Source organism: Pseudomonas sp. MS646, assembly GCF_036693845.1.
In the GTDB taxonomy this organism is placed as follows: domain Bacteria; phylum Pseudomonadota; class Gammaproteobacteria; order Pseudomonadales; family Pseudomonadaceae; genus Aquipseudomonas; species Aquipseudomonas chlororaphis_E.
Map to the genome: position 1 here is coordinate 4312699 of NZ_CP144763.1, position 18382 is coordinate 4331080.

Below are 18382 nucleotides of genomic sequence, written 5' to 3' on the forward strand. Positions count from 1 at the left end.
ATGAAGCTGCTGATTACCGGTGCAACGGGTTACATCGGCCTACCACTGGCCGAGCGCGCGGCAGCGGACGGCCATGAGGTGATCTGCGCCACGCGCACGCCGTGCGCTCGCGCCCATGCCTGGCTCCCCTACGACCTGCGGGACCCCGCCCCGCAATGCCCGGCCGGTGTCCAGGCGTTTATCCACCTGGCGGCCAATACCGCGCCTGAGTCCGGCATGGGCGCGGACGCCGAGGTCCAGGCCGCCGAGGCGCTGATCCAGTGCGCCCGGCAAGCCTCGGCCAGGTTCATTTTCATGTCTAGCCAGACGGCCCAGGCCAGCGCGCCAACGGTCTACGGCCAGGTCAAATGGCGGATCGAACAAGCGGTGCTGGCGGCCGGAGGCGTGGTGATTCGCCCGGGCCAGGTGTATGGCGGTCCCGAGCGTGGGCTCTTTGGCCTGTTGTGCAGGCTGGTGCGCCGCTTCCCGGTCATCCCGATGCTGGTACCGGCGCCTTGCGTACAGCCGATTCATGTCGATGACCTGGCCGCCTCGATCCTGGCCGTGGTCGAGCGTGAGGACATTCGCGCCGAGGTGCTGAGCCTGGGTGCGGTGCAGCCGATTTCCTTTGGCCGCTTTCTCATGGCGATCGCGACACACAGGGTCCACACGATGCGCCTGCCCGTTCCCGTGCCGGTAGCACTGCTCGCCCTGCTGCGCCGGTGCCTCGGCCAATCGCTGGGCACGAAGCTGGGGCTGGAGCGGATCTTTTCGCTGATCCACCTGCCCACCCTGGACACCGCCCCCAGCCTGCAAAAACTCGGCATCGTGTTGCGGCCCCTGGCGGACGGCCTGCACCGCTCCGGCCGGGGACAACGTCGGCAGTGCCTCGAAGAAGGCAAAGTGCTGTTGGGCTACCTGCTCGGCAGCACACCGCCGAGCAGTTTGGTCAGCCGCTACGTCAAGGCCCTGGAACAGGCTGGCAAAACCCGACCGGCCATTCGCTCGCCCTTGTTGAAACGCTGGCCGGTCCTGGTGAGCCTGCTGGACAACCCCGGCGTCCTCGCGGCGACCGGTGGCCAGGACCTTTCCTGGCGCCTGCAGGCCGCGCTCGCCCTGGCCGAAGCCAGCCCCGTCGGCGCCAGGCGGTTTCTCGGCACGCATCAGCCCCGTGGCTTCGTCCTGACGTTGATGACGCTGGGATGGATCGCGGCCAAGGCCCTCGCATGGCGGGCCGTGACCCCGCTGTGTCGTCCACTGGCGCGCCGGTTGGTCCTTGACGCTGGAGCCCCGCGTGACGCCTGAATTCGATGTGATCATCGTCGGCAGTGGCCCTGCCGGCACCTCGGCCGCCTACCCCTTGGTCAAGGCAGGCCTGACCGTGCTCATGGTCGATGCCCAGGTCGACGGCGGCATCTCGGCTGCGCCGCTGGCCCCGTACCTCACGAGCCGCACCCGGGACGAAGCCCAGTGGAAATGGTTGATTGGCGAAGACTTCCACGGCCTGAACCAACAGGAAGCGGTCTCCCCCAAGCTGAAGACGCCCACCCACGCGCATGTGTTTCGCGGGTTCAACGAAAGCAACCGCATCGACACCCGGCACTTCATCGGGGTCGGCTCATTGGCCACCGGCGGGCTGTCGAATGCCTGGGGCTGTGGCGTGGCGCGCCTGGACGCCAGCGACTTGCCCGCGCTGCCCTTCGATTACGCCGAACTGGAACGATCCTATGCAGCGGTGTCGCGGCGAATCGGGATCAGCGGCCAAGCCGACGATGATCTTTCCAGCTACTTCGGCCTCGATGAGTGGTCCCAACCGCCCTTGCCGATGGACCCTTTGCATCAACGGCTGCTTGATCGCTACACACGCCGTCAACCGAGTTTTCCCGCCCTGGGGTTTCGCCTGGGCCGTTCGCGGGTGGCGGCGTTGAGCCAACCGCTGGGGGAACGCAAGGCGTGCGATCTGTCCGGCAATTGCCTGTGGGGGTGCCAGAACCAGGCGCTGTACAGCGCAGCGCAGGAACTGGCAACGCTCAAGCAGTACCCAGGCTTCCAGCACATCCAGGGTGTGCTGGTGGATGATCTTTCGCGTCAACCGGACGGCTCGTGGGTGATCAGCGACCGTCATGCCTCCCGACGCGTGGGCGCACGGCGCCTGCTGCTGGCGGCTGGCACGCTGGCCACTACCCGGCTCGTGCTCAAGCAGTTGAACCACACCGCGGCGGTGCGACTGCTGTCCTCGCCCACGGCCGCCTTCCTGCTCTGGCTGCCGAGCATGCTCGGCACGCCGAGGGTTTCGACATTTGGCCTGGGTCAGCTATCGTTCGCCCTGGAGCTGGCGGCCGGCACCTGTGCCTTCGGCTCGACGTTCAGCACCACGGGCTTGCCGATGAGCGAATTCGTCAGCCGGATCCCGATGAGCAAACGCTTGGCCATCGAGCTGTCGAACAACCTGCTCAGTGCCTGCCTGGTCGGCAATATCTTCCTGCCTGGCCATCTGTCCAACAACACGGCGAGGTTACGCCCCGATGGCTCGTTGAGCGTTAACGGCGGCCTGCAACCCGAGGCGCCAGGGCTCATGAAGAACGCCGAGGCCAGGCTGCGTCGGATCTACTGGAAAATGGGTGCGCTGCTGATGCCGATGAGTTTCACCCTGGCCCAGCCGGGGGCGGACATCCATTACGCGGGCACCCTGCCCATGCGGGCACGGCCCGACGTCGGAGAGACCGACAGCCTGGGAGAGGTCGCCGGGCTGCCCGGCGTGCACGTTGTCGACGGTGCTTGCCTGCCTGGTCTCTCCGAGAAATCCCACACCCTGACCCTCATGGCCAACGCGGACCGGATCGGACGCGCCCTTGCAACACAACAATAGGACATCAACAGGCATGACCCGCAAGGTACTTTGCATCGTCGGCACCCGCCCGGAAGCCATCAAGATGGCCCCGGTGATCAAGGCACTCCAGGCACAGGACGGCATCGACTGCCGGGTGCTGGCCACCGCCCAACACCGAGGCATGCTCGACCAGGTGCTGGCGTTTTTCGCAATCACCCCGGACCTGGACCTGGACCTCATGCAGCCCGACCAGTCGCTGGCGACGTTGACCGCACGATTGCTGCTGGCACTCGACGATGTGCTGAAGGCCGAAAAACCGGATGTCGTCCTGGCCCAGGGCGACACGACCACCGTGATGAGCGCGGCCCTGGCATGCTTCTACTTGCAGATTCCCTTCGGCCATATCGAGGCTGGCCTGCGTACCGGGGATATCCACAACCCTTTCCCTGAAGAAGCCAATAGGGTGATCGCCGGCAAGCTGACCCGCTGGCATTTCGCGCCGACCCAGGGCGCGGTGGACAATCTGCTGCGTGAAGGCGTCGCCCCCGCCGATGTCATCCTGACAGGCAACACCGTGATCGATGCTTTGTTGATGACCGCGGCACACCCCGTGCCCCTGGATATCGAACTGGACGCCAGCAAGCGCCTGGTGCTGGTCACGGCCCATCGTCGGGAAAACTTCGGCGCCCCTTTCCTGCATATCTGCCAGGCGCTCCGCTGCCTGGCCGAACGCAACCCGGACATCCAGATCCTGTACCCCGTACACCCCAACCCCAACGTCCAGGCAGTGGCCCACCAGGTGCTCGGCCAGGTCCCCAACATCCTGCTGTGCGCACCCCTGGACTACGCCCCGTTCATCGCGGCCATGAAACGCGCCTACCTGATCATCAGCGACTCCGGTGGCGTGCAGGAAGAAGCACCGGCGCTGGGCAAGCCGGTCCTGGTGCTGCGCGAGGAAACCGAACGCCCGGAAGCGGTGGACCTGGGGGTGGTCAAGCTGGTGGGCGCCAACCCACAGGCGATCCTCGAACAGGCCCAACGCTTGCTCGATGACCCTCAGGCGTACCAGAACATGGCCCGGGGGATTTCCCCCTACGGCGATGGCCAGGCCGCCGGGCGGATCGTCGATGTGCTGAGGCAGCACCTGTCGCCATGCGCCTGATCTATCTGTCGCCGGTGCCATGGGCCAGCTTCAGCCAGCGCCCGCATCATTTCGTCCACTGGTATCACGAGCAGACCGGAGAACCGGTGCTGTGGATCGACCCGTATCCGACCCGCCTGCCCTCGCTGAACGACTTCAGGCGCAAGCCTCCATCAGCCGGCCCACAACACATCGCCGTACCGCCCTGGTTGCGCCTTTGCCAGCCCCCGGCGCTGCCCATCGAACCTATCCCCGGCGCGGCGCTGGTCCTCAAGCCGTTATGGCGCAAGACGTTCAGGCGCGTCGCACAGTTCTGCGCCGAAGGGCCGAGCATGATCTGTGTCGCGAAGCCTTCGGAACTGGCGCTGCAGTTGCTCGCGCGCCTGCCGGACAGCCCGGCGGTGTATGACGCCATGGATGATTTCCCGGCCTTCTACCAAGGCCTGTCCCGACGGTCGATGGCACGGCGCCAGGCGCAGTTGATTCGACGGGTGCCTCACCTGCTGGTGTCCTCCACGGCCCTGCGCGACCGGCACCAGGCTGTGGCAAAGCGTGTCGAACTGGCCCTCAACGCTTGCGACCTGCAGCATCTGGCACCGGTGGAGCAACTGGACCTGGGTCCCAAACAACAGGTGCTCGGTTATGTCGGCACGATGGGGCACTGGTTCGACTGGGACCTGGTCATTGCACTGGCCCGCGCCAACCCGGCCAACCCGGTTCGCCTGATCGGCCCCGTGTTCACCCCGCCGCCCGGCGCGTTGCCGGCCAACATCGAGCTGATTCCCGAGCGCGCCCATGCCGAGGCCATTGCCGCCATGGCGACGTTCTCGGTAGGGCTGATTCCCTTCAAGCTCAACCAGCTGACCGCCTCGGTGGACCCGATCAAATACTATGAGTACCGGGCCCTCGGCCTGCCCGTGATATCCACCCGATTCGGTGAGATGGCCCTGCGCGGCGAAGCGCCGGGGGTCTGGTTGGTGGATGAAGGCACCGACTTGCGTCAAGCCGCCCTCCAGGCACTTGCCTGCCCCAGTGACCGCACCGCCATCGGGCAATTTCGCCAGGACAACCGCTGGGCAGACCGTTTCGCAGCGACGCAGGTCCTCGCGCCCACCTGATGGGGCTCGGTTGACCATGCCACCGCCGCCCCTCGCCACGACGAACGACTGGAGCTTGTTCTCCAACGTCTGGATAATGGCGCGCGGACCAAATCGGTGTGAAGCGGTGGGTGAATTAAAGCGCCTGGCCGGCGCTGCCGATAACCCCAGCCAGGGTGCTGCGCCCTCCGGCGTAACTGTAATGACTGACCCGCGACCAGGGCGCTGCATGGCCCGGCGCGTCATTTAAGGAAAAGTGACTGTGATCATTGGTATCGACCTGGGCACCACCAACAGCCTCGTGGCGGCGTGGGATGGCGAACATGCCCGGATCCTCCCCAACGCCTTGGGCAACTTCCTGACGCCGAGCGTCGTGGGCCTCGACGATGAGGGCCAGTTGGTCGTCGGGGACATCGCCCGCGAGCGGTTGCACACCCACCCCCAACTCACCGCGTCCCTGTTCAAGCGCTACATGGGCAGCGCCCGTGAAACGCGACTCGGCGCCCGCGTCTATCGCGCCGAAGAACTCTCGGCGATGCTGCTGCGCAGCCTCAAGGCCGATGCCGAGCGCGCCTTGGGCGAGCCGGTGCACGAAGCGGTGATCAGCGTGCCGGCGTATTTCAGCGATGCCCAGCGCAAGGCGACGCGTATCGCCGGCGAGCTGGCGGGGCTGAAGATCGAGAAGCTGATCAACGAACCCACCGCTGCCGCCTTGGCCTACGGCCTCGAACAGCGGGACGAAGCCACGTTCCTGGTGTTCGACCTGGGCGGCGGCACGTTTGACGTGTCGATCCTGGAACTGTTCGAAGGCGTGATGGAGGTTCGCGCCAGCGCCGGCGACAACTTCCTGGGCGGCGAGGATTTCGATGACTTGCTGGTGGAGCACTTCATCGCCAAGATCGGCGCCGCCGACCTGCCCGACCTCAACCAGCCGGCCATCACCCAGCGTTTGCGGCGCGAAGCACAGCGGGTCCGCCATGCCTTGGGCCAGGCCCAGGCTGCGCGCTTCACCCTTCGCGAACAATCCCGTGAATGGCACCTGGAACTGACCCAGGGCGATCTCACGACGGTCGTCCAACCCTTGCTGGACCGCTTGCGCGCGCCGATCGAACGGGCGCTGCGCGATGCCCGGATCAAGGTCGCGGACCTGGATGAAATCCTCCTGGTAGGCGGTACAACGCGCATGCCACTGGTGCGCAAGCTGGTCGCCACGCTGTTCGGGCGGATCCCGGCCATGCAGCTCAACCCGGACGAAGTGGTTGCCCAAGGGGCGGCCATCCAGGCGGCGCTGCAGGCACGGCATGCGTCCCTGGAGGAAGTCGTCCTGACCGACGTCTGCCCTTACACCCTGGGCATCGAGACGTCCATGCAGGTGGGCGGCGGTTTCCAGAGCGGCCATTACCTGCCGATCATCGAGCGCAACACCGTGGTGCCAGTGAGCCGTTCTCGCAACGTGTCCACCCTCAGCGATAACCAGAAAGTGGTGCGGCTGGGCATCTACCAGGGCGAAAGCCGCCTGGTGAGCAACAACATTTTCCTGGGTGAGCTGGAGATCCCCGTACCGCCGCGCAAGGCCGGTGAAGTGACCCTGGATGTGCGCTTCACCTACGACAACAACGGCTTGCTCGAAGCCCAGGTCCACCTGCCGATCAATGGCGAAACCCGGCGACTGGTGATCGAGAACAACCCGGGGGTGCTGGCCCCCGAAGAGATCGCCCAGCGGCTGGCCGCCCTCGAAGCGCTGAAAGTGCACCCACGCGACCAGCAGATCAACACCCTGCTGCTCGCCCGGCTCGACCGGCTGTACCAGGAAAGCCTCGGGGAGGGCCGCGAGTACATCGCCAGCCTGGCGAACCATTTCCAGCAAATGCTCGACACCCAGGATGAACACCAAATACGCGAAGCCCGCAGCGACATTACCCAGCGCCTTGTGCACTTCGAGCGGGAGATTTGAGCCATGAGCCACTGGCAGCTGCTTAGCCTGACCCCGGACGCGGACGAGCGCAGCATCAAGCGCGCTTATGCGCGGCTGCTCAAGGTCCACCGCCCGGACGAAAACCCCGACGCATTCCAGCGCCTGCGTGAAGCCTATGAAACGTCGCTGGCCGAGGCCCGCTGGCGCGCGCAGGCCGATGAAGAAACCGTTGAGACACCGTTGGCCGAACCCCTGCCGCCCGCCCCCGAGGAAGTGGAGATACCCGTGCGGGACATGCACGTGGAGCGGATCGAAATCCCCACGGTTGTCAGCCCTCCGGAGCCATCATTGGGGCAGATGGCGCAATGGTTGGTCGAAGGCAAGGAGCGCCAGCTCATGGAGGCCCTGCGTCACTGGCTGAGCAGTGAGTGGCTGGTGCCGTTCGAGCACCGCCAGCAGTTCGAGCAATGCGTGCTGGACTGGTTCGAGTCCGCCCCGAGTTGGTCGCCGGCCTTCTTCGAGGGCGTGTGCCAGGCCATGGGCTGGAACGAAGACCAGGGCAACCTGCCCTGCGCCTACTGGCGTTGGGATCGACTGATCCGGCACTGCGAAGTACAAGCCTTCGAGGAAACCCTGCGCAGTGACCTCGACCGTTTCGACGCCGATAAACTCCATGGACAGGCCGCCGCCCTGCTGCTCAAACCCATGAGCGACGCCCGCCGTCGTGCAATGGCCGACCACTTTACCGGCCTCGACTGGCAACGCTTCACCCAGCTCGCTGAAACCATCGAGTACCAGTACCCCGAGGTTCCCGAACGCCTGGAACTGCAACCCTTGGACAACTGGCGGGACTGGCTGCCGGCCACCAGCTATCGAGGGGTCAGCCTGTTTCTCTGGTTCGCGTTGTCCGCGTTACTCGTGGCAACGTTGTTCACCGTGCCGGTCAACCGGGATGAACCGCTGGCGGTGCTGCTGATGCCGTTCCTGATGCCGATATTGCTGTGGCTGGGCGTCAAGCTCTACCACGTCTGGACCTACGTGGCCGTGGCCGCCGCACAGTTCGATGTGTGGCTGAGCCAAAGGCTGGTCCCCCGCCGCTGGTACCGGCAAGGCGCCGGCCTGCTGGTGTTGCGTCACGTTGTCCCTGCTGCGGTGCCCGCGGCCCTGGCCTGCGCCTGGTCCGACGGTGCGCCGTGGCTACGCTGGGTCAGCCCGGCGGTGGTGTTCTTCGGCACGTTGTATTTCACCCAATTGGCCCTGAGCGGCGGTCGGGTCTCGATCTGGGATCGGGCAACGCGAGCCATCAAGTTGAAAATCGGACGGTTGCCCTGGCACCTGCTCAAGCGCGAAGGCGTCCTGGCCGTGCTGGCAGTGGCGGCGACGGCGGCGTGGGTGTATTCGAAGTTGAAGGCGGTGGCTTAGGCTATTTCGTACATAGCCTAGGACGGACTACCCCACTCAGTGCCAACCGGCATTGAACGGTTTTTTGCGTCTATGCTTATCTTGGCCCCCTTCTCAAAACCGCCCTCAACGGCGAAAGGCCCCCAGGTGAATACGTGAAACATTCGGCACCGACTGCAGTGCTGCTTTGTCTGTTGCTCGGCACGCAGGCCCGGGCCGAGCAGTACCAGGTCGTGACCGAAGAGTGGGCACCCTACAACTATCGGGAAAACGACCAGCTTACCGGCATGACCACGGAAATTGTCCGGGCCATCATGGCGCGCACCGGAGACGCTTTCGAGGTGTCGATGGTGCCCAGCATGCGCGCCACCCAGGCGCTGAACACCCGGGACAAGACCATCATGTACTCGCTGTTCCGCACCCCGGAACGCGAGGCGTTGTACAAGTGGGTCGGGCCGATCGTGGAAGAGTCCATCCACCCCTACCAGTTGAGCAGCACGCCGCCGGTGAACAGCCTCGAACAACTGCGGCACGTCCCGCAGATCACCACGCGGCACGCCGGCTCGGTGCCCGCCAGGCTGCAATCGATGGGCTTCGGCAACCTCGACAAAAGTGCGACGTCGAGCCTGCAGCTCTACCGCATGCTGCTCGCCGGACGCACGACCATCATCGTCGGCGACACCGATGCCGGGGTGGCCTACTACAGCCGCCAGTTGGCCATCGCTCCCGGCCTGCTGCGACAGATCCCCGTCGAGATCTACCGCTCATCGCTGTACATCGCCTTCAGCCCCGACTCCGAGGACAAGGTCGTCGCTGCCTGGGCCGCCGCCTTGGAACAGTTGCGCCAATCTGGTGAGCTGGCGCGTATCAAGCAGCGCTACACACAGCCGGTCGGGCAGTGATATTCACCCGACCAGGAACTTGAACCCCCACAACGCCGCCATCCCCACCGCCAGGGTCAACAGCGTATTGCGCCAGCGCCAGGCCACCCACACAGCAACCATCGCCGCCGGTACCTGGGGATTGTTAAGCACCCATTCAGCCTGCCCGGTCGGGTACACCACGGCAGGCAGCACCAGGGCCGCCAAGACGCTGGCCGGTACGTACATCAATGCCCGGCGCATCAGCGGCGGGATGCGCCAGCGGCCATAGAGCTCGACAAAAGACAAGCGCATGGCGAAGGTGCCCAGGCCGGCCGCCAGGCACAACCCCCACAGGGCCAGGTCGCTCATTGGGCTTCTCCTTCGGCGCCCTCGACACTCGCGCTGTTTGACGAGGCCTGAAGACGCTCCACCACCAGCCCGGCCAGCACGCCCCCGAGGGAGGCGGTGACCAGGCCAAGGTTATAGGGCAGCTTGATCGCCAGCACGGCAAGCGTCCCGCCCACCGCCGCCGCGCACCAACTGGCGCGGCTTTGCAGGCCGGGAATCAACAACGCCAGGAACGAGAGCGGTATGGCAAAGCTCAATGACCAGTCCTGGGGAATGCTCGCGCCCAGGTACACCCCGGCCAGGACCGAAACTTGCCAGACCAGCCACATGGTCACCGCGGTACCGGCATAGAAATAATGAGCAAAGGGCCCCAGCTCCCCGGACGACAGCTTCAAAGTACAGAGGGCGTAGGACTGATCGGAAAGCAGGTAGGACAGCGGCCACGTCCAGCGTCGGGGCAAATGGTGCAGGTGAGGCGCCAGGGACGCGCTGTACATGATGAAACGCAGGTTGATGATCAGGGCCGTGACCACGATCGCCACGGGCAGCACGCCGTTGTGCAGCAACTGCAGCGCGACCATCTGGGCAGAGCCGGAGTAGAACAGTATCGTCATGCCCATGGCCATGCCCGGCGACAGGCCCATTTCGATCGCCATGACCCCGGTCACCAACCCGAACGGAATGACGCCCGGCGTCAACGGAAGGAGCGCCCGGGCCCCTTGCATGAAGGCGTATGCGCCACTGCGGTACGGCATCTGGTTTCCTCGTGCGGGGTTCGTTCGGACACAGGCCACTGGCGTTGCCCTGAGCATCGTGAGGTAGAGTGTAGGCATGCGGGACCGACCGGCAGAACCAACTTTTTTTCCGAGAAAGCAGGTAGTTTTTGTTATGGCCAGAAACGATCCGCCAGACCAGGCGCTGATGAAAATGCCTTCGTTCAAGGCCATGAGATCCTTCGTGGCGGCCGCCCGGTACCGCAACTTCACCCGTGCGGCCGAGGCGTTGTGCGTCACCCAGGCGGCCATCAGCCGACAGATCCGTGACCTGGAAACCTACCTGGGCACCGAGTTGCTCATCCGCAACGGCAGAGAACTCAAGCTGACGCCGTCGGGCGCCGCGCTCTTCGATGCAGCGCAGTTATCGCTGCTCAATATCTTCCAGGCCACGGAACGGATCCGCCGGGAGAAAAGCGACAAGCACGTCCTGACCCTGTGCTGTACCCCCGCATTGTCGACGCTTTGGCTGGCCCACCGGCTGAAGGACTTTTTCAGCGCCAACCCCGACATCGACCTGAAGGTCATCACCACCCAACATTTCCTGGCCATGGAGTCGGGCATCAACCCGGACCTGTTCATCGCCAAGTTCAACGACCACTGCCCCGGCTACCTGCGGGTGCCGTTGCTGCACGAAGTCGTCTATCCGGTGTGCACCCCACGCTATCTCCAGGCCCACCCGGAACTGGGAACACTTGCCGGCCTGCGCAGCAACACGTTGCTGGACCTCAACCCCCATGGCCGTTCGCAACTCTCGGAGCTGATCGACTGGAACGTGTGGTTCGCCTACCAATCCCACGACCTGCAACTGTCGGTGTCGGACAGCCCGCAATCGTTCAGCAGCAACGACTACAGCCTGCTGGTGCAAATGGCCCTGGATGACCAGGGCGTCGCGCTGGGCTGGGACCATTTGGTCCGGCACCTGGTGCAACAGGGCCGCCTGGTCCGACCCGTCCCGCAAGAGCTGGCGCTCAGGGAGTCGATCCAGTACCTGATGATCAACGAAGACAAGGTGGATGATCCGGCGTGCAAACGCTTGAAGGCGTGGCTGGTGGATCAGTTCCAATAGCGTGCGTGACGACCTCGGGAAGCCTGTGCTCCCTGAGGTCGCCCGACATTCAGCCCGTCACACAGCCCTGCGGCACCTTCCCGGCAAAACTGTCCACCAGGCTGGCCACCACCATTTCGCCCATGCGCGTGCGCGTTTGCAGCGTCGCGCTGGCCCGATGAGGCTGCAGCACCACGTTTTCATGGGCGAACAACGCCTCGGGCACGTTGGGCTCATCGACGAACACATCCAGCCCGGCACCGGCGATGTCACCGGCAGCCAGCGCCGCCACCAGGTCGGCCTCGTTGACCAGTTTGCCCCGGGCCACGTTGATCAGGTAGCCGCCCTTGCCCAACGCTTGCAGCACGCGTGCGTCAATGATGGCGTGGGCGTTGTCGGCGGCGGCCGCCAGGATCAACGCGTCGCTGTCGGCCGCCAAAGCCTTGAGATCGGCAACGAAGGTATAGGGCACGTCGCTCATCGGCTGTAGATCGGTGTAGCTGATCGGGCACCCGAACGCCGCTGCCCGGCTCGCCACGGCGCGACCGACCCGCCCCATGCCGACGATGCCGATGCGCATGCCGGAGACCTGGCGCGCCAGTGGCAACGGGGCCAAGGGCGTCGGGCTCTGCGGCCATTGACCCGAGCGCACGTAGCGGTCACCGGTGCACAGGCCACGGCACACGCCGATCAACAGGCCCATGGCCAGGTCGGCGACGTCCTCGGTCAACGCGCCGATGGTGGCGGTCACGCGGATGCCGCGATCCCTGGCGTAGGCCAGGTCTACCGCGTCGGTGCCCACGCCGTTGACGGCCACCACTTCCAACTTGGGCAGTTGCTCCATGACAGCCCGGCTGATGCCGGTGTGCCCGCCGGTGATGACCCCGCGGATGTTGGCGCCATGCGCCTGCAGATACGCCGGTTTATCGGCCTGTTCGAAATAGCGCCGCACCGTGAACAGCTCGCTGAGCCGGGTGTTGATTTCAGGGATCAGGATCGGGCTGAGCTGCAAGACTTCTGGCTTCATGTGGACCTCGTGTCGCTAAATAAAAAAATCGATCGAGCACCTTGCTGCTCGCGTACGGCGTGCTGGATGCCATTCATGAGCAGCGTTACGGCTCAACCGCGACCGGCAAACGGCATGGCCGTGGCCATGACGGTCATGTTCAGGACGTTGGCCGACAACGGCAGGCCGGCGATGTAGCGCACTGCGTCGGCCACGTGCTTGACGTCCACCATCGGCTCGACCGCGATGGTGCCGTTGGCCTGGCGCACGCCCTTGGTCATGCGCACCGACATCTCGGTGAGGGCGTTGCCGATGTCGATCTGACTGCAAGCGATGTTGTACTCGCGCCCGTCCAGCGCCAGGGATTTGGTCAAGCCCAGCACCGCATGCTTGCTGGCGGTGTAGGCACTGCTGAACGGCCGCGGGGTGTGGGCCGAAATCGAGCCGTTGTTGATGATCCGCCCGCCCTGGGGATGTTGCCGGCGCATCAGGCCGAAGGCGCCACGGGCGCAGAGGAAAACCCCGTTGAGGTTGGTGTCGATCACGTTGCGCCATTGCTCGAACGTCAATTCATCCAGTGGCACCGCCGGCGCGTTGACCCCGGCATTGTTGAAGACGACGTCCAGGCGTCCGTAGACCTCGGCGATGGTGGCGAACAGTGCATCGACACTGGCCGGGTCACGCACGTCGGTGGGCACGGCCAGGGCCTGGTGCCCCTCGCTCGCCGCCGATTCGACCAGCGCCTGCAAAGGCTCCGGCCGCCGACCGGCCAGTACCAGGGTGTAGCCGTCAGCCAACAGCCCCAGGGCCACCGCACGACCAATTCCGCTACCGGCACCGGTGACCAAAGCCACTTTCAATGGGTGGGACATAGTGTTCCTTCCTTTCTCGAATCAGTTGACGCGCGCAGGGCTCAAGGCCGCTGGCCGACGCGCATTTCCAGTTGGCCGAGGCCATCGATGCCGGCGTTGATGACATCGCCCGGCTCCAACAGGTCCACGCCTGCCGGGCTCCCGGTCATGATCAGGTCGCCGGCCCGCAGCGCCACCGACTGCGAGATCCGGCTGATCACTTCACTGACCGACCAGATCTGGCTGTCGAGGCTGTCGCGCTGGCGCTCCTGGCCGTTCACGCTGAGCCACAATTCACCTTCGGGGTGCCCCGCCCGCGAGACCGGCACGATGGCGGTCATCGGCGCTGCGGCCTCGAATACCTTGGCGCCTTCCCAGGGCAGGCCGTTGCGCTTGGCCCGGCGCTGGACATCACGCCGGGTCAGGTCGAGCCCGACGGCGTAGCCCCAGACATAGGCCAGCGCCTGGTCCTCGGGAATATTCGCGCCACCTTCGCCGATGGCCACGACCAGTTCGATTTCGTGAACGAATTCCTCCGTCACCGACGGGTACGGCACTTCACCGACCGCATCCACCACACTGCTGGCCGGCTTCATGAAGAACACCGGCGGCTGGCGGTTCTGGCCCTGGGTGTCGGGCCACGGGTAGTTGCGACCGACACAAAACACCCGGCCGACGGGAAAGCGTTGCGCAGTGCCGACCACCGGCAAGGTCACTGGCAAGTCCGGGGTAAAGACGTACTCGGGCATGTTCATCCTGATAAAAGTCCTCTTGGTTGTGTCAGCGTACGGCGACGATCCGTGGCGAAGTTGGAGGAATGCCGCCTTGTCTTGGAGAAAAACGGTTTTCTTGGCTCAGCGCGTCCGCAGTTCGATGCGGTACAAGCGGCCGAGCAGCAGCGAATAGGACAACGTGCCCATCAGTGCCACGCCGCCAATGAACCAGAACGCCAGGGCAAACGAGCCGGTGCTGTGGACGATCGCGCCGATCACGATGGGCGTGACGATGCCGCCGATGTTCGCCGCCAGGCTGGTGATGCCTCCGGTCAGCCCGATCAGTTCCTTGGGCGCCACCTCCGACACCGCCGCCCACGAGGACGAGGCAATGCCCTGGGCGAAGAAGGCGACGGTCAGGATGGCAATGCAGATCACGTTCGAATCGGTGAAATTGACCAGCACGATGGACATGCCCAGCATCGACCCGACCACCAGCGGCAACTTGCGTGCAAAGGACAGCGAATAGCCGCGACGGATCAACAGGTCGGAGATGATCCCGGCCAGCAGGATGCCGACGGTCGCGCCCACGAACGGCAGCACGGCGAAGATCCCGGCCTTGATCATGGTCAGTTGGCGTTCTTCGATCAGGTACGTCGGGAACCAGGTAAGGAAGAAGTACAGCGCCGAGGTGCTGGCGAACTTGCCAATGCAAATCGCCCAGACCTGCCGATAGCTGAACAGCTCGGCAATCTGCCGCCAGTTGAAACGGGTACGCTCCTGGCTGCTCTTGACCAGCCCACCGCCGGCTTCGATGTACTTGAGTTCCTGCGGGCTGACTTTCTTGCAGTTCATCGGGTCGCGATAGAGGTACAACCAGGCCACCCCGAAGACGATGCCGAGGGCGCCGGTGCTGTAGAACACATGCCGCCAGTCGTAGGTGGTGGCCAGCCACAGCAGCGCACCGGTGAACAACGCCGTGCCCAGGTATTGGCCACAGACATAGATGCTGCTGGCCATGCCCCGCTCCCGCGCCGGGAACCACACCGTGACGGCCCGGCTGTTGGCTGGAAACGCCGGCGCCTCCATCGCACCGACCGCCAGGCGCAAGCCGAACAACGAGGCGAACCCGGTGGCAAAGCCCTGGCACACGGTGACCGTCGACCAACTGATCAACGACACCCCGTAGGTGAACCGTGAGCCGAAGCGATCGGCAATGAACCCGGCGGGAACCAGGGCGAGCGCATAGGTCCAGGCGAAGGCGGAAAAAATCAGGCCCATCTCGATCTTGTCCAGGCCCAGGTCCTTGGCCAGGAAAGGCGCGGCGATTGAGATGTTGACCCGGTCGATGTAGTTGATGATGGTTGCGATCAACAGCAACGACAGCATGAACCAGCGCCGCCGTGACGGCAGTCGCCCAGGCACTGCGGCGTCCCGGGCGGCGGCGATCACCGGCGCCGAGGCGGTCTGGGAGGTGTGGGAATTCGACATGGGTGGACCTCGTTATTGTTAGAAGCGTCGAAATATCTACGAGCAGCCGAAGCCATTGCCCTCGATGTCGGGGCAGCACAATCGCTACTGGAATAAGGAAATGCGAACAGCCTGTATCAGGCGGGCGAAGATGCCTGGCGCCAGGGGTTGCCGGGGGAAACGGCAGGAGGATCTGCCAACGATGGGAACCACGTCATGATGAGCGCACCTCTGGATTGTTTTTGGATAAAGGTCGGGTTGCGTGGCACCTACAGTGGTCGTACAACCTTGCAAAATCAACCGAGGCGTTAGATCGTTTTTTTCGAAGAAAGCCCTGACGATGGGCCCTGTCCAAGAAAATGCAAAACCGCCGGTTTTTCCATGATCTTTTACGATCAAAGTTAACCAACTGTTTTATAAAGAAAAATATTAAGAGACTGGCCTTTCTGGTTTTGGACACTCGCCTTGCGTCCAAGCAGGGCAGAAAATCACCGCCCTGCGCATCTCATCGTATAACTTCTTGAAAACTCGCCAGATGCACCGTCACAATCACCGTCATCGCCATGCCCTGCAGAGGATTCCCAGGAGATGCCAGCACCGAGCCGAGTCCCCACTTATGTCATGCAGCAACGCAGCGAACTGACGGACTTCTACATACGTGACAAAAAAGGCCGGCGCGCTGAAACCAGCCCCCATCGGCACGAGTATTTCCAGATCCAGATCAACCTGGGCGGCGATACGGTGCAGCACATCGGCAACGTCGAGCGTCCGTTCCCGCGCAACACCCTGGCCTTCATCCTGCCCCACCGCGTGCATGTGATCCCGCATCCGGCCAACAGCAACTTCATGGTGATCAATTTTTCCCAGACCTTCCTGTTGCCGCACCTGCAGTGCGACCCGATGGACCTGGAGGAAGTCTCGATCCTCCTGGCACCGGAGTTGTCGCCGTTCCGCTTTCAGGAGCACCTGGACTTCATCCTGGCCGACGAGGATTTCGCCCGGGTCTGCGGCCTGATCGAGCAGATGCGCGTGCTCGATGAACACCGCCAGTTCGGCACCCGCGAAATGCTCAAGGGTTTGCTGTTGCAACTGATCGGCAGCGTCTGTGCGCTGTACGCCGAACCGCTCAAGCGCTTGGCCGAGGAAAATGCCGCTGAAGTCAGCCGCCGCGATGCGTTGGGCCGCATGTCCGAATACCTGCGCAAGAACATCGCCGATCCGGACCTCAACCTGATCAAGGTGGCCGCCGCGACCTACCTGTCCCCCACGTACCTGACCCACTGGCTGCGCAAGGAAATCGGCAAGACGTTCACTGAGCTGGTGCTTGAGCGACGGATGCACGCCGCCCGCAATTACCTGCTCAACGGAACGCGCCCGGTGGGCGAGGTGGCGCGCCTGTGCGGGTTTGCCGATGAGGCCTATTTCTCCCGGCGCTTTCGCCAGATCCACGGGCAGCCGCCGGGACAGTTCAGGAAACAGCAGTTGAATCCGGACACGCCGCAGCTGCCGTTGAACACCTGATCCGCGGCGAGCGGGCTGCGTGCATGTATCGCTTTGTATCAGGCAGGCTTCCCGGTACATAACCTTTCACCCAGCCCCCTGGCCCGACACAGCCCGGATACCTCGTCGCGTTCAAATGCCTCCACGGTTTGAAGGGGTTCGACCAGCACCCCTGGCCACGACACGCGACGGAGGCATCACCATGAACAAGGCATTGCAGCACAGCACACCCCAGCGTCACCTGCTCGGCTCATCGATTCTGGCGCTCGCCCTGTTCGGCGCTTTCGGCGCAGCCAACGCGCAATCGGTAACCGCGGCGCAGCCCGCCTCGACCGAAGCGAGCGCTCCCCAGGCAACACCCTCGCCCTTCGGCCCGCTGAAGCATGTAAAGGCCGGCTTGCTGAACGTGGCGTATGCCGAGACAGGTCCGGCGGATGGGCCGGTGGTGATCCTCCTGCACGGCTGGCCCTACGATATCCACAGTTATGACCAGGTCGCTCCCTTGCTGGCCGCCAAGGGCTATCGGGTGTTGATGCCGTATGCCCGAGGCTATGGCGATACACATTTCCTGTCCGCCACCACGCTGCGCAACGGCCAGCCAGCCGCGCTGGCCAGCGACGTCATCGATTTCATGGATGCACTGAAGATCCCGCACGCCGTGCTGGGCGGCTACGATTGGGGCGCACGCTCGGCGGACATCGTTTCGGCGCTGTGGCCGGAACGGGTCAAGGCCCTGGTGTCGGTCAGCGGCTACCTGATCGGCAACCAGGCGGCCGGCCAGAACCCGCTGCCGCCCAAGGCCGAGTTGCAATGGTGGTATCAGTTCTATTTCGCCACCGATCGCGGCCGCGCCGGGTATGCGAAGAACACCCACGATTTCGCCAAGTTGATCTGGCAAACCGCTTCGCCGAAGTGGACGTTCGACGACGCCACGTTCGACCGCAGCGCCAAGGCCTTGGAAAACCCCGACCATGTCGACATCACCGTCTTCAACTACCGCTGGCGCCTCGGGCTGGTCAAGGGTGAAGCCCGCTACGAGGCACTGGAGCAGAAACTGGCCACGGCGCCGGCCATTAGCGTGCCGACCATCACCCTGGAGGGCGATGCCAACGGCGCACCGCACCCGGCGCCCGAGGACTATGCCAAGCGCTTCACCGGCAAATACGAGTTCCGGTTGATCAACGGCGGCATCGGCCACAACCTGCCGCAGGAAGACCCGCAGGCCTTCGCCAAGGCCGTGATCGATGCCGATCATCTGTGAGGCCAGGCCGAACGTCGGGGAAAACAGCGCCGGGTAGCGCCTGAGGCACCCGGCGCTGGAGCCCAGGGCAACCCTGCGGGAGCGGGCGCCATCGACCCGGGTGAGCGGCGCTGGGGTTTCGCCCGCAACGCCAATCGAACCCCTCGCAACACCATGGGTCTGCTCCTGTATCACGTCTACGGAATC

16 protein-coding genes are annotated in these 18382 nt (G+C 64.3%); 10 read left to right on the forward strand and 6 right to left on the reverse strand.

Annotation, left to right across the window (positions count from 1 at the left end):
- From V3H56_RS18770 to V3H56_RS18800, 7 genes are all read left to right on the forward strand, one after another.
- A complete protein-coding gene (locus V3H56_RS18770; protein WP_338473743.1) occupies nt 1-1284 on the forward strand; it encodes a sugar nucleotide-binding protein in 1284 nt (427 codons plus the stop codon).
- Nucleotides 1274-2848: a GMC oxidoreductase gene (locus V3H56_RS18775; RefSeq protein ID WP_338473744.1), complete on the forward strand. Its 1575-nt coding sequence runs from the start codon at nt 1274-1276 to the stop codon at nt 2846-2848. The genes V3H56_RS18770 and V3H56_RS18775 overlap by 11 nt, the downstream gene beginning before the upstream one ends.
- Before the next feature lie 13 nt (nt 2849-2861).
- A complete protein-coding gene (gene wecB, locus V3H56_RS18780) occupies nt 2862-3971 on the forward strand; it encodes a UDP-N-acetylglucosamine 2-epimerase (non-hydrolyzing) (RefSeq protein WP_123578311.1) in 1110 nt (369 codons plus the stop codon).
- Nucleotides 3962-5068 carry a glycosyl transferase gene (locus V3H56_RS18785; RefSeq protein ID WP_338473745.1) on the forward strand — a complete coding sequence of 369 codons (1107 nt, stop codon included), beginning with the start codon at nt 3962-3964 and terminating at the stop codon, nt 5066-5068. The genes wecB and V3H56_RS18785 overlap by 10 nt, the downstream gene beginning before the upstream one ends.
- A 241-nt stretch (nt 5069-5309) precedes the next feature.
- On the forward strand, nt 5310-7001 hold the full coding sequence (locus tag V3H56_RS18790) for a molecular chaperone HscC (RefSeq protein WP_338473746.1): 1692 nt from the start codon (nt 5310-5312) through the stop codon (nt 6999-7001).
- A gap of 3 nt (nt 7002-7004) precedes the next feature.
- Entirely contained in the window at nt 7005-8384 is a 1380-nt protein-coding gene (locus V3H56_RS18795; RefSeq protein WP_338473747.1) for a J domain-containing protein, read from the forward strand.
- A gap of 134 nt (nt 8385-8518) precedes the next feature.
- Nucleotides 8519-9265 carry a transporter substrate-binding domain-containing protein gene (locus V3H56_RS18800; protein ID WP_212802871.1) on the forward strand — a complete coding sequence of 249 codons (747 nt, stop codon included), beginning with the start codon at nt 8519-8521 and terminating at the stop codon, nt 9263-9265.
- A 3-nt stretch (nt 9266-9268) separates the two neighbouring features.
- Here V3H56_RS18800 and V3H56_RS18805 read toward each other — a convergent pair whose 3' ends face one another.
- Together V3H56_RS18805 and V3H56_RS18810 are read right to left on the reverse strand one after the other, a co-directional pair.
- Nucleotides 9269-9595: an AzlD domain-containing protein gene (locus tag V3H56_RS18805; protein ID WP_338473748.1), complete on the reverse strand. Its 327-nt coding sequence runs from the start codon at nt 9593-9595 to the stop codon at nt 9269-9271.
- On the reverse strand, nt 9592-10329 hold the full coding sequence (locus V3H56_RS18810; protein ID WP_338473749.1) for an AzlC family ABC transporter permease: 738 nt from the start codon (nt 10327-10329) through the stop codon (nt 9592-9594). The genes V3H56_RS18805 and V3H56_RS18810 overlap by 4 nt, the downstream gene beginning before the upstream one ends.
- A gap of 133 nt (nt 10330-10462) precedes the next feature.
- On the opposite strand from V3H56_RS18810, the gene V3H56_RS18815 reads away from it, so the two are divergent.
- On the forward strand, nt 10463-11416 hold the full coding sequence (locus tag V3H56_RS18815) for a LysR family transcriptional regulator (protein WP_212802873.1): 954 nt from the start codon (nt 10463-10465) through the stop codon (nt 11414-11416).
- A 49-nt stretch (nt 11417-11465) separates the two neighbouring features.
- On the opposite strand, the gene V3H56_RS18820 is transcribed toward V3H56_RS18815, so the two are convergent.
- From V3H56_RS18820 to V3H56_RS18835, 4 genes are all read right to left on the reverse strand, one after another.
- Nucleotides 11466-12422 (reverse strand): 2-hydroxyacid dehydrogenase, encoded by a 957-nt coding sequence (locus V3H56_RS18820; protein ID WP_042731619.1) that lies wholly within the window; start codon nt 12420-12422, stop codon nt 11466-11468.
- Between the two features lie 92 nt (nt 12423-12514).
- Nucleotides 12515-13273 (reverse strand): SDR family oxidoreductase, encoded by a 759-nt coding sequence (locus V3H56_RS18825; protein WP_338473750.1) that lies wholly within the window; start codon nt 13271-13273, stop codon nt 12515-12517.
- A 41-nt stretch (nt 13274-13314) separates the two neighbouring features.
- Complete coding sequence (locus V3H56_RS18830; RefSeq protein WP_338473751.1) at nt 13315-14007, reverse strand: fumarylacetoacetate hydrolase family protein; 693 nt, start codon at nt 14005-14007, stop codon at nt 13315-13317.
- 99 nt (nt 14008-14106) lie between these two features.
- Nucleotides 14107-15456: an MFS transporter gene (locus V3H56_RS18835; RefSeq protein WP_042730343.1), complete on the reverse strand. Its 1350-nt coding sequence runs from the start codon at nt 15454-15456 to the stop codon at nt 14107-14109.
- A 567-nt stretch (nt 15457-16023) separates the two neighbouring features.
- Here V3H56_RS18835 and V3H56_RS18840 point away from each other — a divergent pair.
- On the forward strand, nt 16024-16956 hold the full coding sequence (locus tag V3H56_RS18840; protein ID WP_042730342.1) for an AraC family transcriptional regulator: 933 nt from the start codon (nt 16024-16026) through the stop codon (nt 16954-16956).
- Between the two features lie 181 nt (nt 16957-17137).
- Nucleotides 17138-18196, forward strand: coding sequence for an alpha/beta hydrolase (locus V3H56_RS18845; protein WP_123578314.1), 1059 nt, complete (start codon nt 17138-17140; stop codon nt 18194-18196).
- Nucleotides 18197-18382 lie beyond the last annotated feature (186 nt).

What these genes read in the sequence shown, in the direction of transcription:
- V3H56_RS18810 (WP_338473749.1), bottom strand. Translation starts at nt 10,329, where the DNA reads ATGCCGTACCGCAGTGGCGCATACGCCTTCATGCAAGGGGCCCGGGCG.
- V3H56_RS18805 (WP_338473748.1), bottom strand. Translation starts at nt 9,595, where the DNA reads ATGAGCGACCTGGCCCTGTGGGGGTTGTGCCTGGCGGCCGGCCTGGGC.
- V3H56_RS18785 (WP_338473745.1), top strand. Translation starts at nt 3,962, where the DNA reads ATGCGCCTGATCTATCTGTCGCCGGTGCCATGGGCCAGCTTCAGCCAG.
- wecB (WP_123578311.1), top strand. Translation starts at nt 2,862, where the DNA reads ATGACCCGCAAGGTACTTTGCATCGTCGGCACCCGCCCGGAAGCCATC.
- V3H56_RS18795 (WP_338473747.1), top strand. Translation starts at nt 7,005, where the DNA reads ATGAGCCACTGGCAGCTGCTTAGCCTGACCCCGGACGCGGACGAGCGC.
- V3H56_RS18770 (WP_338473743.1), top strand. Translation starts at nt 1, where the DNA reads ATGAAGCTGCTGATTACCGGTGCAACGGGTTACATCGGCCTACCACTG.
- V3H56_RS18825 (WP_338473750.1), bottom strand. Translation starts at nt 13,273, where the DNA reads ATGTCCCACCCATTGAAAGTGGCTTTGGTCACCGGTGCCGGTAGCGGA.
- V3H56_RS18815 (WP_212802873.1), top strand. Translation starts at nt 10,463, where the DNA reads ATGGCCAGAAACGATCCGCCAGACCAGGCGCTGATGAAAATGCCTTCG.
- V3H56_RS18835 (WP_042730343.1), bottom strand. Translation starts at nt 15,456, where the DNA reads ATGTCGAATTCCCACACCTCCCAGACCGCCTCGGCGCCGGTGATCGCC.
- V3H56_RS18840 (WP_042730342.1), top strand. Translation starts at nt 16,024, where the DNA reads ATGCCAGCACCGAGCCGAGTCCCCACTTATGTCATGCAGCAACGCAGC.
- V3H56_RS18830 (WP_338473751.1), bottom strand. Translation starts at nt 14,007, where the DNA reads ATGAACATGCCCGAGTACGTCTTTACCCCGGACTTGCCAGTGACCTTG.
- V3H56_RS18820 (WP_042731619.1), bottom strand. Translation starts at nt 12,422, where the DNA reads ATGAAGCCAGAAGTCTTGCAGCTCAGCCCGATCCTGATCCCTGAAATC.
- V3H56_RS18845 (WP_123578314.1), top strand. Translation starts at nt 17,138, where the DNA reads ATGAACAAGGCATTGCAGCACAGCACACCCCAGCGTCACCTGCTCGGC.